The following is an 18,495-nucleotide window of genomic DNA, read 5'->3' on the forward strand; positions in this document are numbered from 1 at the left end:
GCTTATGGGCAGGCTCGCGTAGGCTGGAATCCATGAACAACACCCCGGAACCAGCTGGCCAGCAGCGGACAAAACCGCAGCTCAGCGAGGCCGCCAAGACCTCGCTCAGCAAGACCCGCACCCTGTTCCGGATCTTTATTCTCACCGTGCTGGGTGCGTTTTTCGTTTACCAGCTCGACGTGAGCTACCTCTGGCTCACCGGCATCCTGACCGCCGCGAGCTTCGTGTTGGGAATCCTCCTGCTGGTCCGGGCCGCGAAGCTCAAGGAGTCCAAGCTGGTCCTGTTCGGCACCATCTCCGGGCTAGTGGTTTCGCTCATCATGCTGCTGGTCATCCTGGCTTCGGCAGTGTTTTTTGACCAGGTGCTGGAGTTTCAGGGGTGCCAACGGCAGGCCTTGACGGACCAGGCTCTTTCGACATGCCGCGTCCAGCTCGAGAAGTCGCTGCCGGGGCTTCCGTAAGCCACTCCCTTTCCGCCACCGGCACTCCTCCGGCTACCGGTACCAGCCCACTGCGCGGTCGTAACTACATTCCAGTGCTCCTGTGCCGGGTTCGACACCACCGCCAGCAGGGAAGTAGATGGCACCGAAGTCGGCCCCCTCGGCCTCGATCCGTCCTTTGGCCCAGATCTGAGCCTGCTCAAGATCCTTTTCCGGGATGGATTCCCGGGTGCTGTGGTCCGCGGTGAGGTGGATGTCCAACTGGTACTCCCCCGGCATGGACGTTCCCGCGTGGCCGGCTGGGTCGTGTTCGTCGCGCCTGCTGATCAGAACCTGCGCCGAGGCATGAAGAATGGAGGGATTGCTGGCGGTACCGCCCTGCTGTTGCTGTTTGATCCGCAGACCCGACACCACGCTCTCGACCGTGTCTTTATCGGTGACCACGTAGGCGGATCCACTGACGTCAGATTCCGAACCCCCGACGCTTTTTAAGTGCTGGCCGAACTGCTCGGAGCTGGATTGGTTGGAGTTCATGCACCCTCCCTGAGGGTATTCGCGGCGGTTGCCGACCCCTGCAACACTAGCCCCATAACCATCGTCAAAACCGATATGCCCCAGAATGCTTTTGCACCCGGAAAAGCGGGTCTCAGGGTTAGTGATCTGGACCAGCCAAACCATAGGAACACTGCCCACAAGGATCAGCGGACCAGTTCCGCTTCCACGTATTGCTGGCGTTCCAGCCACGGTCCGGCGGCGTAACCGATCACGACGCCGATCCCCACTTCCGCGGCCAGCCAGAGTCCCATCCACAAGGGGTCTGGTCCGATGTCGGTGAGGCGTCCCAGTCCGGCGGAGCCGCGGGCCAGCCAGGCCAATCCGGCTGCCAACAGGCCCGATACCAGGCCGATCAGGACGCCGAGCAGCAGGGTGGACGCAGTGGCCGTAAACCAGCGGGCGTGCACCTTGATGGACAGCCACTCGTCGAAGTGGTTCTCGCCCTCACGGAGGAACCACCAGCCGGCCAGGACCCCGGCCAGGACCGGAACCACCAACGCCACGAATCCATAGTCCAGCGGACCCGACGGGATGGCGGCAAAGACCGGGATGGCGGGCAGCGGGCCCGTAGCGGTTCCCAGCGGACCCACGTGCGAGCCGATACCCAGCGCGAAGCCTGATCCTGAGATCCAGGCCAGCGCAAAGACCGCGAGGTTGGGCAGGTAGCCCAGCTGCGCGATGGTGAGCGCCGCACCCCCTACCGCGCCGGCGTCGAGCGCTTCATACACCGCGATGACCAGGTTCCAGTGGATGAAGACGTCCACGGCCAGGAGCACACACGCCAGCGCCAGCGCTGACACCAAGGCCAGGACGCCGGCCTTCGCCGCGGACCCAAGGTAGGACCCGGCCCAGCGGGAATGCTGGCTGGTGCGTGAGATCCAGTCCACGGCGTCGACGCCGATCAGCCGGCTCCACGACCCGGCCTCGCGGCGCGCGCCGATCACCATGCCCAGGGCGAAGGGGATCAGCGGGATCACCATGGCGTGCCAGATGCTAATCGTGACGTCGGGCGTGCGGCACACAAAGCCGGTGGCGGCACCGAACGCGGAGTACACCACCCAGGAACCAAGCAACGCCTGCCACAGCTGGTCAGTGTAAGACGCCCGGGCCAGTCTGCGCCCCGCCCGCCACGCGAGCAGGAACGGGATCAGGGTGAGCCCCAGCGGAATCAGGGTGAGCATGCCGGACCCAGAAACGCCCGCCGCCCCCGATCCTAGGTGCGCCAGTTCCAGCGGGACACCGTGGATCAGCAGCCAGGCCTGGCCGGCGAGGCGGGCCAGCGCGTCAAAAGCTGTGCTGTGGAAACCGCCGGTCGCCCAGACAGCCACAATGGGAACAACCACCAGGAGCGCGGAAATGATGGCCGCCTGCGCCGTTTCGAGGGCTCCCTGCAGCCACAAGGGCATGGGAAGGCCACGGTCTCCGGTCTGATCAGCGCGCAGTTTCATCGTGTTCCATGGTGTCACGGTCGGGCCCGCCAGCCGGTCTGCGACAGGCTCATCCGGCACAGGAGACGCGCTTCACCAGAGTTCGTAGCCCGCCGTGCTGATCATGAACCCGTGCCCGGGGCGCAGGTAGGCGCGCACCATGCTCCCGCGAGCACACCATGTTGCCGATGCGCACACCGGCAGCGGGTCCGCCACGGCTTCACGTTCACCTTGGGCAGGAGCTCCTCCGCCCGGTGCCGGCGCCTCGTCGCGAGTTCGGTCAGCCAGGGTGCCTCCTGCGGGACGGTGGCCACCAGGTCCCAGTCCAGAAGGACACCCCCCGTTCGGTCGCTGGGCAGAAGTCCCCTTCAGGGCTGTTCCGGCGCTTTTTCTACTGCTCCGCCGTAAAATTGGATTGTCCGCAATCAGTGGTTGGAGGCAGAAAAATGACTACCGCATCCCCACATGCTCACGGTGTTCATTTTGGGCGCGCAGACGTCCAGAATGCCGGCATGGGTGTAGGTATTCTCATGTTGGCGGTGGGTGTCTTGGGCTTTGTCCCCGGCATCACCATGCGGTACAGCGAATTGATGTTCCTTGGGCCTGATTCCCATGCCATGTTCCTCGGCGTGTTCCAGGTGTCCATGCTGCTCAACATTGTGCAGCTGGCCATCGGCGCCACGGGCTTGACGATGGCCCGGACCGAACACGGCGCGCGCAATTTCCTCATTGGCGCCGGTGCGCTGTACATCATCCTCAGCATCTTCGGGCTCAGTGTCGGAGTTGATTCGGCGGCCAATTTCCTGTCGCTGAACATGACGGACAACTGGACCCACATGGTGCTCGGCGTAGTGATGATTGCTTGTGGCTGGCTGCTGTCCCGTAACAGGGCCGGCGACAGGACGTAGCCCGGAAATGACAAGCCGGGAAATAGGAGCCGCGAATGAGGTTAGATCCATAAAGTTCTGAATAATTCGTCCTACTGGCCGGTGCAGTTGGCGCGGTTCCGCGAACAGCTGTACCGGCTTTCCTGTGCCCTCATCCAGTCTCGGCGAGGTCCGCTGCTGCGCTGCATGACCGGCCCTTTGCGAAACCGCATTCCTGTGAAAATCCTCATTTTGACCAGGGAGAAACCATTGACTCGCTAATAATCTTCACAAGTTGCCGCGCCTGCCTGCGCCTGAGGAGGAAGCGGCCTGACCGCTGGAACAATGGGCACATGAGCGCCATCATCCTGGGCTGGGACCCCGCCCGCTGGAACCAGTGGAATTACGCGGCCGTTGTTGAACACGTGGCCGTTACCGGCCTCCACCTGGAGCCCTGGGCCGTGCGCCGGGGCGTTGCCGCCGGTGCTGATGCGTGGCTGCTCCTGCTGGGAGCCCACGGTCCCGGCCTGATCGGCCACGGCGTTGTCCTTTCGGACCAGCCCGAGCCCGCAACCAACCAGGACGCCCCAACCATCTCTGTGCAGGTGGCGTTCGACGCGCTCCTGCCGCTGGGCGACCAGGTGCCCGCAAATGTTCTCCTGGAGACGCTGCCCGGCCTCCCGTGGGACAGCGTCGAACAGGGTGCGGAACTCGCGCCGGGCGACGAGGCGGGCGTCCGCGCTCTCTGGGCAGAATTCGGCCCTGGGCAAGGCCCGGACCCAACTCTCATGACGCCCGGCACCTACCCCGATGGCGCCGTCGCCCGTCTTGCAGTCAACCGGTACGAACGCGACCCCGTGGCGCGGCGGGCCTGCATGGCGCATCGAGGCACCAACTGCGCAGTCTGCGGGTTCTCCTTCGAAATGGCCTACGGCGAGCTCGGCGCCGGTTTCATCCCCATCCACCACGTGGTGCCCGCGTCCGAGCTTGGCAGCAGCTACCAGCTGGACCCGCTCACGGATCTGGTTCCGCTGTGCGCCAACTGCCATGCCATGGCGCACCACGGGGTCAGCTCACCCCGCAGCGTGGCCGAGCTCAGGCAGATCATCGCCAGCGCCGGCTACGTCCGCGGAACCACCGTGACCTCAGAGGAGCTTGAGGCACAACGGATTGCCCGCGAGGTCCTGGGCCCCCAGTAATCCGCCCTGTGATGAAGCCTGGACTCCAAAACAGCCCACCGCTCTGGACTCTTTGCCGGGGGCCAATCACACTGGCTACAAACAGTGTGAAAGGACCTGGACATGCCGGATCTGTCAGCATTCTTCCCGCTGATTGCCGCCATTGTTGGGGCAGTCCTGGTGATCGGTTTCATCTGGGTGGCCATCAAACTCATGTGGAAAGTGGCCGAACCCAACGAGGCCCTGATTATCTCCGGCCTGACCCGCGGAACGCTGGAAACACGGGCCGGCATGGACTTCAAGATTGTGACCGGCAAGGGTGCCCTGGTCTTTCCCGGCCTGCAGACGGTCCGCATGTTGTCGCTGACCCTGAATGAAACTGAGCTGAAGGTTTCCTGCGTGACCTCTCAAGGCATCCAGGTGATTGTGGAAGGCGTGGTGATTTACAAAATCGGCGACGCCCCGCCGTTTATCGCGAATGCAGCCAGGCGCTTCCTGGGCCAGCAGCCAAAAATGGAAAGCCAGGTCTACAACGTCTTTGAGGGCCATCTCCGGTCCATCATCGGCAGCATGACGGTGGAGGAGATCATCCGCGAGCGGGACAAGCTGGGTTCACAGGTCCGCAGCGCCAGCGGCGTGGAAATGGAGAAGCTCGGGCTGGTGGTGGACTCGCTGCAGATCAAGGACCTGCAGGACCCCACGGGGTACATCCAGAACATTGCCAAACCCCATATCGCCCAGGTCAAGATGGAGGCCCGGATCGCCGAGGCCACCAGGAACCGGGAGGCGGCGGAAAAGGAAGCCGAGGCGGCGGCGCTCATCGCCGATGCGCAGAGCGCCTCCGCTATCCGGCAGTCGGAGGCGCAGGCAAAGGCGGAAAGGGCCAAAGCCAACGCGGCGCAGGCCGGGCCCTTGGCGGACGCAACGGCGCGGCAGCAGGTGGTGGTGCAGGAAACCGAGGTGGCCAAGCTGGAGGCCGACCGGGAAGAGCAGAAGCTCCAAACAACCGTCCGGAAACCCGCCGATGCGAAGGCCTACGCCAAGCGCACCGACGCCGAAGGCCAGAAAGCGGCAGACATCAGCGCCGCCGAAGCCCTGGCCCGCCGCACCGAACTCGAAGCCCAGGCCAACGCCCGGCGGACGGAACTGCAGGCACAGGCCAACGCCACAGCCGCGGCCGCCGCCGCGGGAGCCACGAAGGTCACCGGCGAGGCCGAAGCCGCTGCCACCAAGGCCAGGGGGGATGCCGCAGCATCGGCAATCAAAGCCAAAGCGCTGGCAGAGGCGGAAGGCATCAAGGCACGGGGCGAGGCGCTTGGGACCAACCAGGACGCCGTCATTTCCCAGCAACTGGCCGAAACCATGCCCGCCATCATCGCCGCGGCGGCCGAGCCCTTCTCCCACGTGGGCCAGATGACCGTGCTGAACGGCGGCGAAGGCGTCAACAAGATGCTCGGCGGAATCCTGGCGCAGGTTGGCGACTACCTTCCAGCGCTCGCGTCGGCGCTGGCGAAGAACCGCGAAAGCCGCGAGGGCCGCGCGCCCAAACGGCCGCCCCAGGCCCCCGAAGCCTGAATGCCCCACGGGATTCAAGGAGGATCATGCACCGTGAGGTTGACCGGAGCCTGACCGGCAAGATCGGACGGGTGACGGGGCGCATCGGTCCGGGCACCATCGGCGAAGTCATGCTGCCCTACCTGGGCGGCATCATGGCCTTCCACGCCCACCCGTTCGACAAAACGAGCGTCTTCGCCGTGGGTGACGAAGTTCTGGTCATCTACCTGGAACCGCCGCAGACCGTGTACGTGGATGAGCTTCCGGACGTGCTGCGGCACGGCGGCGCCCAGTAGGGCTGAGCGCTGATCTGTTAACCCAAGCTTTCCCTCGGCTCTACCCGCGTGACCCCGCACCGTCAGTCCCGGCACGCACCGTGGAGGGGTGAGGATCGCAATTGTTGCCGAATCATTCCTGCCACTGATGAACGGGGTGACGCACTCCATCCTGCGGGTGCTTGAGCATCTGGAGGATCAGGGTCACGACGTCCTGGTCATCGCCCCGTCAACCCATGCGGTGGCTGATGCCGTCGCAGAATTTGTGGGTCCGGTCGAAGTTGTTCACGGCGCGAAGGTGCACCGGGTTCCCGCGGTTCCGCTGGCGGGTTACACCAATGTGCGGGTGGCGATGGGCGGTGTGTATCGGGTCAAGCGAATCCTTGCCGATTACGCGCCGGACGTCGTCCATCTGGCGTCGCCGTTCATCCTGGGGTGGCGGGCAGTGCAGGCCGCGCATCAGTTGCGGATCCCCACCATAGCCATCTACCAGACCGAGGTACCCAGCTACGCCGCGCGGTATGGCGTGCCGTTCCTGGAGAACTGGGCCTGGAACCGTGTGGAGAACATCCACCTGCTGGCCACCCGGACCCTGGTGCCGTCCACGTTCGCGCTGAACCAGCTGCGCGGGCGCGGGATTCCAAGAGTGGCCATGTGGCGGCGCGGCGTGGATACCGCACGGTTTTCGCCGGAAAAGCGCGACGCCGGCTGGCGGGCTTCCGTGGCTCCCGGCGGTGAGCGGATCATCGGGTACGTCGGCCGGCTGGCCATCGAGAAGCAGGTGGAGGACCTCGCCGCCCTGGCCACCGTCCCAAACAGCAAGCTTGTGATCGTGGGCGACGGCCCGCAGCGGGCAGCCCTCCACGAAGCCCTGCCTCGCGCGGTGTTCACCGGATTCCTCGGCGGCGAGGAGCTGGCAAAGGCTGTTGCTTCCTTCGACCTCTTTGTCCATCCCGGCGAGTTCGAGACGTTCTGCCAGACCATCCAGGAGGCCATGGCATCAGGCGTCCCGGTGGTGGCCACGGGCCGCGGCGGCCCCCTTGACTTGGTGGAAAACTCCCGCACCGGCTGGCTGTACCAGCCCGGGGACCTCGCCGGGTTCCGGGCCCACGTGATGGACCTGATGGGCGACGACGCCAAGCGCCGGGCGTTCGCCACGGCCGCACACGCGTCGGTCCAGGACCGGACCTGGCCGGCGTTGTGTGCCCTGCTGGTGGAGCAGTACCTCTCGGTGATCACCGGCGAACCGGTGCCCGAGCCTGTCCGTCCGGTGGCACCTGTCCGTCCGGTGGTTGAGCCTGTCGAAACCAAACGAGGAGTCTCCCTGTGAAAATATCTGTGATCGGCTGCGGCTACCTTGGCGCTGTGCACGCCGCGACGCTCGCGTCCATGGGCCACACGGTGGTTGGCATCGACGTGGACGCAGCCAAGGTGGACCAGTTGGGCCGCGGCCTGGCGCCCTTCTTTGAGCCCGGCCTGGACGAACTGCTCCGCGACGGACGCTCCACCGGCCGCCTCAAGTTCTCCACCGACTTCGCCGCTGCCGCCAGTGCCCAGGTCCACTTCCTGTGTGTAGGGACGCCGCAGTCCAAGACGTCCGACGGCGCCGACCTCACCTTCCTGGTGGCCGCCACCGAGGCGCTGCTCCCGCACCTGGCGAGGGGCGCCGTCGTCGTCGGTAAATCCACGGTGCCGGTTGGCACGGTGGACATGCTCAGCGAAGTCCTGGCGGGGCGGCCGGACGTGCAGCTGGGCTGGAACCCGGAGTTCCTGCGCCAGGGCACGGCCGTGAAGGACACGCTGGTGCCGGACCGGCTGGTGTATGGCGTCAAGGGCGGGCGGGCCGCCGCCTTCAACCCCAAGACAGGTGCCCCGCGTGCGGTGACGGCAGCCTTGGACGCCGTCTACGAACCGCTGCTGCACGCCGGAATTCCGCGCCTGGTGTGCAACTTCGCCACGGCCGAGCTGATCAAGTCGGCCGCCAACGCGTATTTGGCCACCAAGGTCAGTTTCATCAACGCCATCGCCGAACTGTGCGACGCATCCGGGGCGGACGTTACCGAACTCAGCGATGCGATGGGCATGGACCCGCGGATCGGGAACCGCTACATGCATGCCGGGCTGGGCTTCGGCGGCGGGTGCCTGCCCAAGGACATCCGCAGCCTCCGCAGCCAGGCCGCCGCACTGGGCGTGGACCCGGTCGATGACTGGATGGGCGTGGTGGACGCGATCAACGTCCGCCAGCGGACCCGGACCGTGTCCCTGGCCACGAAATTGTGCGGCGGGGCGCTTTCCGGCCGGGCCATCACCATTCTGGGGGCCGCGTTCAAACCGGAGACCGATGACATCCGTGACTCCCCCGCGCTGGACGTCGCCGCCCGGCTGGCAGCAGCCGGGGCGCACGTGACCGTGACGGACCCGAAGGCCGTGAACCACGCCTGGCTGCGCTACCCCCAGTTGCGGTTTGAAGCCTCCGCATCACGTGCACTGGAGGGGGCCGAGCTGGTGCTGCTGCTCACCGAATGGGACGAATACCGGCGTCTGTGCCCGTCAGCTGCGGGCGGACTCGTCCGACGCCGGGTGGTGCTGGATGCGCGGAACGTCCTGGACGCTGCAGCCTGGCAGGCCGAGGGTTGGGTAGTCCGCGGGCTGGGAACCTCTCCGGCGGCATTGCCAGTCACACTGCCGGCAACGGCCCGCTGAGTACAGCGGCCGGCCTGACCGGAATGCGTCACTTTTAGGCCCCGTCCCTGCGCTGTGGGCCGGCAAAACCGCGGATTACCGGTTGTGTCTTTTCCGAGGCATCCCAAAAAGTGACGCATTTTGGCCCAGCGATCCTGGCAAGCACTTTATGATGTCCGTGGGGGTGGTTGCGCATGGGGGGATCCAGGCGGCAAAACAAGGTCTTCGCGGCACCTGCCTTCGACGCGCTTCTGGATGCCGGCCCGGACGCTCTCCTGGCCCTGGACGCGGACGGCACCATCCTGCTGGCGAACACAGCGGCCAGCAAGCTCTTCGGCTACTCCCGTGATGAGCTGACCGGCCGCAACCACTGGATGCTCCTGACGGAGGGGTTCCACAACGAGGCGGCGCTGCTCCGGGCACACCTGTTGGATCAGCCCGATGGACCGCAGCCGCCGCGTGAGGTTTTTGGCTTGCACCGTGACGGCACGGAGTTCGCGGCCGAAATTGCCGGTTCCCTGCTCGACGACGGCAGCTCGCAGGTACTGCTGGTCTCGGTCCGGAGCACAGGGCACCGGAAGGGCGCTGACGTTGACCTGAGCGAGGCGATGTCGCTTCTGACCGCCACGCTGGAGTCAACAGCCGACGGAATCCTGGTCATCAGCTCGGAGGGCAAGATCGCCGGACTGAACGAGCAGTTCCTGACGATGTGGAGCATACCGCCGGAACTGATGAAGGCCGATTCAGACGAACCTGCCATGAGGGTGATCCTCGGCCAGGTGAAGGACCCCGAATCTTTCCTGGCCCGCGTCCAGGAGCTGACCAAGGACTCCAGCGCGGAAAGCCACGACACCATCGATTTCCTTGACGGCCGGACGTTCGAGCGGTATTCACGCCCGCAGAAGGTGGGCGATCGGATTGTGGGCCGGGTCTGGAGTTTCCGCGATGTCACCCCCCGCCGGAAGGCCCAGGAGCAGGCCGAGCAGGCCCTGACTGACTTGGCGGTGCAGGCGGAGCAGCTGCGGGTCATGGCTTTCAAGGACCCGCTGACCGGCCTGGCCAACAGGGCGGTGTTCAACGCTGAACTCCTGTCCGCCTTGAAAGAGCCGCGGCTCAAGTCCGTGGACGTCCTCCTGCTTGACCTGGACGATTTCAAGGAGGTCAACGACATTCTCGGCCACCATGCGGGCGATGACATGCTGGTGGAGGTTGCCCGCCGGCTCCGGGGCTGCGTCCCCACCGCGGATGTGGTGGCGAGGCTGGGCGGCGACGAGTTTGTGGTGCTGCTGACGGCCTGCCCCGATGCGGACGCCATCGCCGAATGTATTGTCCGTTGCCTGCACGTGCCGTTTTCGATCGAGGGCAGCATGCTGCGGCCCAGCCTGAGCCTGGGGCTCGCCTCCGTAGGCCGAGATGCCCGGGGCGCTTCGGAACTGCTGCGCGAGGCGGATATCGCCATGTATGCGGCCAAGGCGGCGGGCAAGAACCGTTTCCTGCGGTTCCACCCGGACATGATGACGGCCCTGGTGGAGCGGACCGACCTGGAAGCCGGCCTCCAGATGGCCATTGGCCGGAGTGAGATTTCCGTGGACTTCCAGCCCATCGTGTCCCCGCGTATGGGCCGGGTGGTCAAGTTTGAAGCACTGGCACGCTGGGACCGCGAGAACCAACGCGTCCCACCCTCGGTGTTCATACCTTTGGCCGAACGAAGTGGCCTCATCAACGACGTCGGCACCGAAGTGATGGCGCAAAGCCTGAAGCATATGGCGTCATGGCTGTGCGAGGACCCGTCCCGGTCGCTGTCAATGAATGTCTCCGGAGTCCAGTTGCAGGAGCTCGACTTTGCAGAGGGCGTCCTGAAGCTTGCCGAAACGTGCGGCGTGGGTGTTTACCAGCTGGTTTTCGAGGTTACCGAAAGTGTGTTCTTCGACGCCGACTGCAACGTGATCAAACAGCTCAGCCGTTTGCGGGAAGCCGGTGCCCGGGTGGCGCTGGACGATTTCGGCACCGGTTACTCCTCGCTGGGACGGCTGCAGGACCTGCCGGTGGACATAGTCAAAATCGACAAGACCTTTGTCTCCATGGTGCGCACCGGCGACGAACGCCTGCCCATTCTGAGCTCCATGATCAACATGGCGCACAGCCTGGGACTGACCGTCACGGCAGAAGGCGTCGAGACGCACGAGCAGGCGAACTACCTCATGGGGCTGGAATGCGATTCGCTGCAGGGCTACCTGTTCTCGCAGCCGGAGCCAGCGGACCGCTTGGAGCACGCGCTGAAGAACGCAGGACAGGCGCTTTACGCGTTGGCGCGCCGCTCCGGCCCCGCCTAAGCACTCCTGCCGCGTGGGAATCCGGCCCACGCGTACGGGAGCGGTCCATCCGAGGACAATAAAGTCATGGACGTTGTTGTCATCGAAACCCGGCAGCTCGGGGACCGCAGCTACCTGGTCCACGACGGGCAGGTGGCCCTGGTCATCGATCCCCAGCGCGACACGGACCGGGTGGAGGCTGCCGCCGCGGCGGCCCACGTCAGGATCACCCACGTGGCCGAGACGCACCTGCACAACGACTACCTCACGGGTGGCCTCGTCCTGGCCCTCGCGCAGGGCGCCGTTTATCTCGTGAACGGGGCGGACGCCGTCGAGTTCGAGCGCACGCCCATAGCCGACGGCGGCACGGTCCGGGTGGGCCGGCTCACCCTCACCGCCGTGGCCACGCCGGGCCACACCCAGCACCACCTCAGCTACGTGGTGACCGATGGGCAGGAACAGGCGGTGTTTTCCGGGGGCAGCCTGCTGTACGGGTCGGTGGGAAGAACGGATCTGGTCACTCCGGACGACACCGAAAGGCTCACTCACGCCCAGTACTCCTCGGTCCGCCGGCTCACCGCCGAGGCCCGGCCGGACGCTGCCCTCTACCCCACCCATGGCTTTGGGTCCTTCTGTTCGTCCGGTCCGGCATCGAGTGCCCGATCGTCCACCATCGCCGAGCAACAGCACCACAACCATGCCCTGACGGACCCGGACGAGGACCACTTTGTGCAGGAACTCATCCGCAACCTCACCGCTTACCCGTCGTACTACGCGCACATGGCCCCGGCCAACCGGAAGGGTCCGGGCCCGGCGGACCTGGCCGTTCCGGAGTCCGTTGATCCGGCGGAGCTTGCGCGCCGGCTGGCGGACGGCGAGTGGGTGGTGGACGTGCGCCGACGGGTGGCCTTCGCGTCCAGCCACCTGAAAGGTTCGGTGAGCTTCGAGTACGGCCGCGGCTCCAGCTTCACCGCCTACGTTGGCTGGGTCCTGCCGTGGAACCGGCAGCTCACGCTGCTGGGAGCGGAAGCCGACGTCGAAATGGCCATCCGCGACCTGTCCCGCATAGGCATCGACTCCCCCGACGCCGCCCTCGGAACCGACCCCTCGGCACTCGCCCCGGGCACCGCCGTCGTGTCCTACCCCCGGGTGGACTGGACCCGGCTGCAGGAGCGCAGCCCCGGGGACGTGCTGCTGGATGTGCGGCGGGCAGACGAGTACGACGCCGGACACGAGCCCGGGGCGGTGAACATTCCGCTGCATGAGCTGCTGCTGCGGGCGCCCGAGATCCCGCCTGGGCGGGTGTGGGTGCACTGCGCCTCCGGCTATCGGTCGGGGGTGGCGGCGAGCCTGCTGCAACGTGCCGGCCGCAACGTTGTACATGTGGACGCGAAGTACCCCCTTCCTGAGGTGTGAGGGATACCATAAGAAGGCGTCTTCGCCCAGGTCTCGGGCGGGCCCAGGTCTCAGCGTTTCAGGGTCTAGGGCGCACCGATGGGGAGGACTCCGCGTGTCTCAGACTGGTCTCCTGGAGCAACGTTCGGCCACGGTGGGAAGCAAAGCCACATGGGTGTGGTTGACGGCGCTTGCTGTTGTGGTGCTGGGGTTGTTTGGACTGTTTCTTGCTGCCAACAGCGGCACTCCGGCGGCCATGGTGGCCGGCGATTTTTCCATTCTTGTGGCCGCCGCGCTGGCGGGCCGCAGTTGCGCCCGGGCAGCACGCCGCGGGGGCGTGAACGCGCGCGCCTGGACCCTGATGGCGTTCGCCGCCTACGTCTGGGGCGCCGGTATGGCCGTGTGGACCTACTTCGGGCTCGCGAACAACCATGCGTACCCCTTCCCGTCCCTCGCGGATGTGGGTTTCGTGGGCTATTCGGTGCCGGCCGCCGTCGCGCTTTTCAGCTTTAAGCGACCGGGCGGCACCACCCGGGTGGGGATGGTCCGGTCAATGCTGGACGCCGCAGTGATTGCCGGCTCGGTCCTGGCAGTCAGTTGGTACGTGGCGCTGGGCCCGGCCATCAGCTCAGAGGGCGACCTCCTGACCCGGCTGACCACCATGGCCTACCCGGTGGTGGATGTGATCATCACGTCCCTGGTGCTGGTCCTGGGGATGCGACGGCAACCCGGCGAGCGGCTGCCGTGGCTCTGCTTCGGCGGCGGCCTGCTGATCCTCACCATCACGGACAGCACCTACGTGAGGTTAACGCACGACGGCGTCACCGGGGTCACCGGTTCACCGCTCGCCCTGGGCTGGATCATCGCCTTCCTCCTGATTGCACTGGCACCTCTGCTCCCCTATGCGGAGAACCCGCGACCGGACCGCAGGGCGTTTGCGCTTGCCCTGGAACTGCTCCCGTATGTGCCTCTCCTGGTGGCCTTGGTGACGGTGGCGGCCCCGCATGCTGACGAAATGAGCACCTTTCTGCTGGTGGTGGCCAGGGTCACCGTTGTGCTGGTCCTGGTCCGGCAGGTGCTGATCATCATTGAAAACCTCACTTTGACCACCGGTCTGGAACAGGAGGTGGCTGCCCGCACCGCAGAACTTGAGGGACTGGGCGCCATCGTGAACTCCTCCAAGGACGCCATCCTGAGCACCACGCCGGACGGCATCATCACCAGCTGGAATCCAGGGGCGGAGAAGCAGTACGGCTACACGGCTGCGGAGGCGGTGGGCCGCGATGTGCGTTTCCTCCTGCCGCCGGGCAGCACAGAAGGTGACGAGGTGTTCGAGCAGCTCCGGGAAAGCGGTGATGCCATGAGCTTCGAAACTGAACACCTGCGGCGTGACGGTGCCCTCATCCCCGTGTCGGTGACCATCTCGCCCATCCGTGACGGAGGGAACATCCGCGGCATCGCAGCCATTGCCCGGGACATCACCCTGCGCCGGGCCGAGGAGCAGGAGTTGCAGGCGGCCCGTGAAGCGGCCTTGGAATCCAGCCGGCTCAAGTCCGAGTTCCTGGCCACCATGAGCCACGAGATCCGCACTCCCATGAACGGCGTGGTGGGGCTGACCGCACTGCTCCTGGAGACGGAACTGGACCAGACACAGAGACAATACGCGCAGGGCGTTAAAGGTGCCGGCGAGGCGCTGTTGTCCCTGATCAACGACATCCTGGACTTCTCCAAACTCGAAGCGGGCAAGGTGGACCTGGATGTCCGGCCCTTCGACCCGCGCGTCCTCGTGGAGGAAGTGGCGGGGCTGCTGACCGAACCCGCGCAGGCCAAGAACCTGGAACTCATCGCCTACTGCGAGCCCGAGGTTCCGGCCAGGCTGCTGGGCGACTCCGGCCGAATCCGCCAGATCCTGCTGAACCTGGCCTCCAACGCGGTGAAGTTTACGGCGTCCGGTGAGGTGTCCATCCGCGTGAAGACGGCGCCAGACGCTGCCGTGGGGAGCACCACGACGGTCTACTTTGAGGTCCGCGATACCGGAATCGGCATCGAGCCCTCCCACCATGGGCGGCTGTTCGAGTCGTTCTCGCAGGCGGACGCCTCCACCACCCGCCGCTACGGCGGGACCGGCCTGGGCCTGGCCATCTGCCGCCGGCTTACCGAGGCCATGGGCGGCGAGATCGGGCTCACCAGCGTCCCCGAAGAAGGCAGTACATTCTGGTTCCGGATCCCGCTGCCGGTGGCGCCGCCGTCCACCGATCCGGTGCCGGCGCCCGGATTCCTCGCCGGGCTCAAAGTGCTGGTGGTGGACGACAACGCCACCAACCGCCTGGTCCTCGAGTCCCAGCTGCGCGGCTGGAAGCTGCGGCCGGAGGCGGTTCCGGACGCCAAGTCGGCCTTGGTCCTGGCCCGCGAAGCCACCGCCGCCGGCGAGCCGTTCGATCTCGCCGTGCTGGACCTGTGCATGCCGGACACCGACGGGCTGGAGCTGGCCCGCGCCATCAAGGCCGACGCCGGGTTGGCGGACATGGAGCTGATCATGCTCACCTCCACCATGCAGGTCAACGCGGCGGAAATCGCCGGCGCCGGTGTCCGCGAGTGGCTGATGAAACCTGTCCGCAGCTCCGAGTTCTACAACCGCCTGATCCGGCTGATGTCCTACCGCGAACATGCCGCGCCAGCCGTGTTGCGCTCCGTTTCGGCCACGCAGCCGGCGGCCACGAACCAAGGGCCGTCCCGCGGCCGCATCCTGGTGGTGGAAGACAACGAGGTCAACCAGCTTGTAGCCCGCGCCACGGTGACCAAGTTCGGCTTTGAGGTGGACGTGGTGGCCGACGGTGCCGAAGCCGTGGCTGCAACGGCAGAGACCATGTACGCCGCGGTCCTGATGGACTGCCACATGCCCGTGATGGACGGCTTCGAAGCAACCCGGATCATCCGGAGCCGGGACGGCAAGCACAGCCGCCTCCCGATCATCGCCATGACCGCCGGCGCCCTGGATGGTGACCGGGAACGCTGCCTGGCCGCCGGCATGGACGACTACTTGTCAAAGCCGGTGGACGCCGCGGAGCTTGACGCCGCCCTCACCCGCTGGATTCCTGAGCGGGCGTCCCAGCTGCTCGCCGTCACGGGTGGCACTACAGGTACGGCCCCTGGTGCCACGACGGATATCGTGACGGCTGCCCGGCCGCCGTCAGTGGACCCGGACCGGCTGGCTATCCTGCGCGGCCTTGGCCCCGAGGACGGCCTGGGCCTGCTGCCGGCGGCCACGGAGGCGTTCCGGAAGGACGTCCCGGCAAGGCTCGCCGCGCTGCGAGCGGCGGTCAACAACGGTGGTGGGCCGGCCCTGACGCAGGCCGCGCACGCCCTCAGGGGCGCGGCTGCCAACATCGGAGCCACTGCCGTTGCCGCCCTGTGCGGCGAGCTGGAGGAGATGGGACGGAGCGGAAAGCACGACGCCGGCCCGCACCTCGTCAGCCGGCTCGAGGCTGAGCTGGTGGCGGCGGACGCGGAACTGGACGCAGCACTGGAGGTGACGCAATGAAAGTCCTGGTGGCAGATGACGATCCGGGCTCGCTGATGGTGGCCAGGGCCGCCGTCGAACGTTCCGGGCATGACTGCCTGACGGCGGCGGACGGCGACGAGGCGTGGGCGCTGTACCTGCAGCACCAGCCAGACGTGGTGGTCACGGACTGGATGATGCCGGGGATGGACGGGCTGGCGCTGTGCCGGGCCATCCGGGCGCGGAGGGCGGACCTGTACACGTACATCGTGCTGCTGACGTCGCAGGGGTCGCGGGATGATGTGCTGGCCGGCCTTGAGGCCGGCGCCGACGACTACGTCACCAAGCCGCTGGATCCGTTTGTCCTGCATGCGCGGCTCCTGGTGGCGCTGCGGATCACCACGCTGCACGCGGACCTGGCGCACTACCGGAAAGTGCTGTCGCAGCAGGCCCGGACGGATCCGCTGACGGGCCTGAACAACCGGCTCAAGCTGTCCGAGGACCTGGAGCAGCTGCATGCCCGGAGCCACCGGTACGCGGAGGAATACTGCGTGGCGATGTGCGATGTGGACAACTTCAAGAGCTACAACGACATCTACGGGCACCAGGCGGGCGATCTCGCGCTGCGGACGGTGGCGGCGGCGCTGGTGGGCACGGCCCGGGAGACCGACGGCGTGTACCGTTACGGCGGCGAAGAGTTCCTGCTGGTCCTGCCGAACCAGTCGCAACTGGGCGCCAAGGCGTCCATGGAACGGGCGCTGGACGCGGTGCGGGAGCTGGACATCGCCCACTCCGGGGATCCCACGGGGCGGCTGACGCTGAGCGCCGGGATTTCCGCGTTCACCGCCGGGCACAGGGCCGACGCCGAGACTCTCCTGGGCGAGGCGGACGCCGCTCTGTACGCGGCCAAGGCGGCCGGCCGGAACCGGGTTGAGCTGGCGCTGTAGTCCGCCGGACTGAGCGCCCGCCGGGGGTGGCGACGTGGGACTAAGCGGCGTTCTTGCGCTGCTTTGCCTGGGCCGGCCGCTTTTTGGCGGGCTGGTGCTGCGTGGCCGGACGGTACTGAACCGGCTGCGTCGGGGCGGACTGCCTCGGTGACGCCGGCTGCTGGTGGTTCTGTCCGTCCGAAGCTGGTTCGTCCTGCACGGAATCATCCGGCACAGTTTCGTCCTGCACAATTTCGTCCTGCGCCGGCTCATCCACGGCGATTTCGTCCAGTGCCAGTCCGTACTCGGCGTCCTGGGCCACCGCATCCTGTGCCCTCTCAACCTGCGCGTACTGCCGGTTGCGGCGCCAGCGGCGGATCAGATCCGTGGCGGCGATGATGCCGGCCAGCGGTGTGAGGACGGCCGCGCCATAGACAAACAGCAGCCAGGTCAGCGTGGCCATGGGTGGCTGGTTGTTGTGCAGCAGGGAAAGTCCGCCGAACATGGCGATGGTCCAGAACAGCACTACTGCCGTCAGCACCGCGGCGGCGGGGAAATACTGGTTGCTCACGATTTTTTTCAGGGTTTCCATGCATTTCCTCCTGCCTGGCCGGGGCGCGGCGAGAGGCCGCATAAAGATAAGTATGGGGCTGCCGGGCCGTGGATTTGCGCAACACGCAGGCAGTGGTGATGAACATAACCCTGGCCGGTGATTGAGCTCGTCTAAATCCGGGTTTCGGCTGGCTCAACCACCGGCTCGGCCCGTGCCCAACAGCCCGATCAGGGTCTACGGTGGAGTCACAATCAGCCCGACCTGGAGGTCCTCATGCGCAAAGTCACGTCCGGCCTGTTCCACTCCATTGACGGTGTGGTCTCAGAACCGAATCTCTGGCAGTTCGACAGCTTCGACGACGACATGGGCAAGGCCCTGACCGCTGTGATGGAACGCGTGGAAACCGTGGTGCTGGGACGCGTGAGCTACCAGGAGTGGGCAGGCTACTGGCCCACAGCGTCCGCCGATCAGGATTTCGCAGGCTTCATCAACTCCGTGGACAAGTTCGTGGCCTCCAGGACGCTGAAGGAGCCGCTGGAGTGGCAGAACTCGCACCTGATCGAGGGTCCGCTGGAGGACTTCGTCACCGGACTTAAGCAGCGCGACGGCGGCGAAATCGCCGTGATGGGCAGCATCTCGGTGGTGCGCCAACTGCTGTTCGCCGGACTGCTGGATGAGCTGACCCTCATGACCCACCCTGTGGTGGCCGGCAGTGGGCGGCACTTGTTTGAAGCCGGCGATCCCACCACGCGGCTCAGCCTGAAGGACCAGTACCGGACCACGAAGGGCAACATCGTCAGCACCTACGGGCTGCTGGGCGAATAGCAGGCGCC

15 protein-coding genes are annotated in these 18,495 nt (G+C 66.2%); 12 read left to right on the forward strand and 3 right to left on the reverse strand.

Going from position 1 to position 18,495, the window contains the following annotated elements; all coding sequences use genetic code 11:
• Window positions 1-32: 32 nt before the first annotated feature.
• Window positions 33-461 carry a hypothetical protein gene (locus tag J2808_RS10880; RefSeq protein ID WP_309815877.1) on the forward strand — a complete coding sequence of 143 codons (429 nt, stop codon included), beginning with the start codon at window positions 33-35 and terminating at the stop codon, window positions 459-461.
• A 33-nt stretch (window positions 462-494) separates the two neighbouring features.
• Here J2808_RS10880 and J2808_RS10885 read toward each other — a convergent pair whose 3' ends face one another.
• Both J2808_RS10885 and J2808_RS10890 read right to left on the reverse strand, forming a co-directional pair.
• On the reverse strand, window positions 495-974 hold the full coding sequence (locus tag J2808_RS10885) for a hypothetical protein (protein ID WP_309815880.1): 480 nt from the start codon (window positions 972-974) through the stop codon (window positions 495-497).
• A 164-nt stretch (window positions 975-1,138) separates the two neighbouring features.
• Window positions 1,139-2,443, reverse strand: coding sequence for a cell division protein PerM (locus J2808_RS10890; RefSeq protein ID WP_309815882.1), 1,305 nt, complete (start codon window positions 2,441-2,443; stop codon window positions 1,139-1,141).
• A 425-nt stretch (window positions 2,444-2,868) separates the two neighbouring features.
• Here J2808_RS10890 and J2808_RS10895 point away from each other — a divergent pair, with 425 nt between their 5' ends.
• The 10 genes from J2808_RS10895 to J2808_RS10940 all read left to right on the forward strand — a co-directional run bounded on the left by J2808_RS10895 (window position 2,869) and on the right by J2808_RS10940 (window position 17,130).
• Window positions 2,869-3,330 carry a DUF4383 domain-containing protein gene (locus tag J2808_RS10895; protein WP_397428038.1) on the forward strand — a complete coding sequence of 154 codons (462 nt, stop codon included), beginning with the start codon at window positions 2,869-2,871 and terminating at the stop codon, window positions 3,328-3,330.
• Window positions 3,331-3,641: 311 nt separating this feature from the next.
• Window positions 3,642-4,487 (forward strand): HNH endonuclease, encoded by an 846-nt coding sequence (locus tag J2808_RS10900; protein WP_309815887.1) that lies wholly within the window; start codon window positions 3,642-3,644, stop codon window positions 4,485-4,487.
• Window positions 4,488-4,589: 102 nt separating this feature from the next.
• Window positions 4,590-6,041 carry a flotillin family protein gene (locus J2808_RS10905; RefSeq protein ID WP_309815889.1) on the forward strand — a complete coding sequence of 484 codons (1,452 nt, stop codon included), beginning with the start codon at window positions 4,590-4,592 and terminating at the stop codon, window positions 6,039-6,041.
• A gap of 26 nt (window positions 6,042-6,067) precedes the next feature.
• Complete coding sequence (locus tag J2808_RS10910; RefSeq protein ID WP_309815892.1) at window positions 6,068-6,316, forward strand: hypothetical protein; 249 nt, start codon at window positions 6,068-6,070, stop codon at window positions 6,314-6,316.
• 88 nt (window positions 6,317-6,404) lie between these two features.
• Window positions 6,405-7,625 carry a glycosyltransferase family 4 protein gene (locus J2808_RS10915; RefSeq protein ID WP_309815895.1) on the forward strand — a complete coding sequence of 407 codons (1,221 nt, stop codon included), beginning with the start codon at window positions 6,405-6,407 and terminating at the stop codon, window positions 7,623-7,625.
• Complete coding sequence (locus J2808_RS10920; protein ID WP_309815898.1) at window positions 7,622-8,998, forward strand: UDP-glucose dehydrogenase family protein; 1,377 nt, start codon at window positions 7,622-7,624, stop codon at window positions 8,996-8,998. Before J2808_RS10915 ends, J2808_RS10920 begins: the two co-directional genes overlap by 4 nt.
• A gap of 173 nt (window positions 8,999-9,171) precedes the next feature.
• Window positions 9,172-11,310, forward strand: coding sequence for a putative bifunctional diguanylate cyclase/phosphodiesterase (locus tag J2808_RS10925; RefSeq protein WP_309815901.1), 2,139 nt, complete (start codon window positions 9,172-9,174; stop codon window positions 11,308-11,310).
• A 66-nt stretch (window positions 11,311-11,376) separates the two neighbouring features.
• Window positions 11,377-12,705, forward strand: a complete 1,329-nt coding sequence (locus tag J2808_RS10930) for a rhodanese-like domain-containing protein (RefSeq protein ID WP_309815904.1) — start codon at window positions 11,377-11,379, stop codon at window positions 12,703-12,705.
• A gap of 94 nt (window positions 12,706-12,799) precedes the next feature.
• Window positions 12,800-16,225, forward strand: a complete 3,426-nt coding sequence (locus J2808_RS10935) for a hybrid sensor histidine kinase/response regulator (RefSeq protein ID WP_309815907.1) — start codon at window positions 12,800-12,802, stop codon at window positions 16,223-16,225.
• Window positions 16,222-17,130: a GGDEF domain-containing protein gene (locus tag J2808_RS10940; RefSeq protein ID WP_309815910.1), complete on the forward strand. Its 909-nt coding sequence runs from the start codon at window positions 16,222-16,224 to the stop codon at window positions 17,128-17,130. Before J2808_RS10935 ends, J2808_RS10940 begins: the two co-directional genes overlap by 4 nt.
• A 40-nt stretch (window positions 17,131-17,170) precedes the next feature.
• Here the strand turns inward: J2808_RS10940 and J2808_RS10945 are convergent, their stop codons facing one another.
• On the reverse strand, window positions 17,171-17,701 hold the full coding sequence (locus J2808_RS10945) for a hypothetical protein (protein ID WP_309815912.1): 531 nt from the start codon (window positions 17,699-17,701) through the stop codon (window positions 17,171-17,173).
• A gap of 234 nt (window positions 17,702-17,935) precedes the next feature.
• Here J2808_RS10945 and J2808_RS10950 point away from each other — a divergent pair, with 234 nt between their 5' ends.
• A complete protein-coding gene (locus J2808_RS10950; protein WP_309815915.1) occupies window positions 17,936-18,487 on the forward strand; it encodes a dihydrofolate reductase family protein in 552 nt (183 codons plus the stop codon).
• Window positions 18,488-18,495 lie beyond the last annotated feature (8 nt).

The organism is Pseudarthrobacter sulfonivorans, assembly GCF_031454915.1.
Lineage (GTDB): Bacteria > Actinomycetota > Actinomycetes > Actinomycetales > Micrococcaceae > Arthrobacter > Arthrobacter sulfonivorans_C.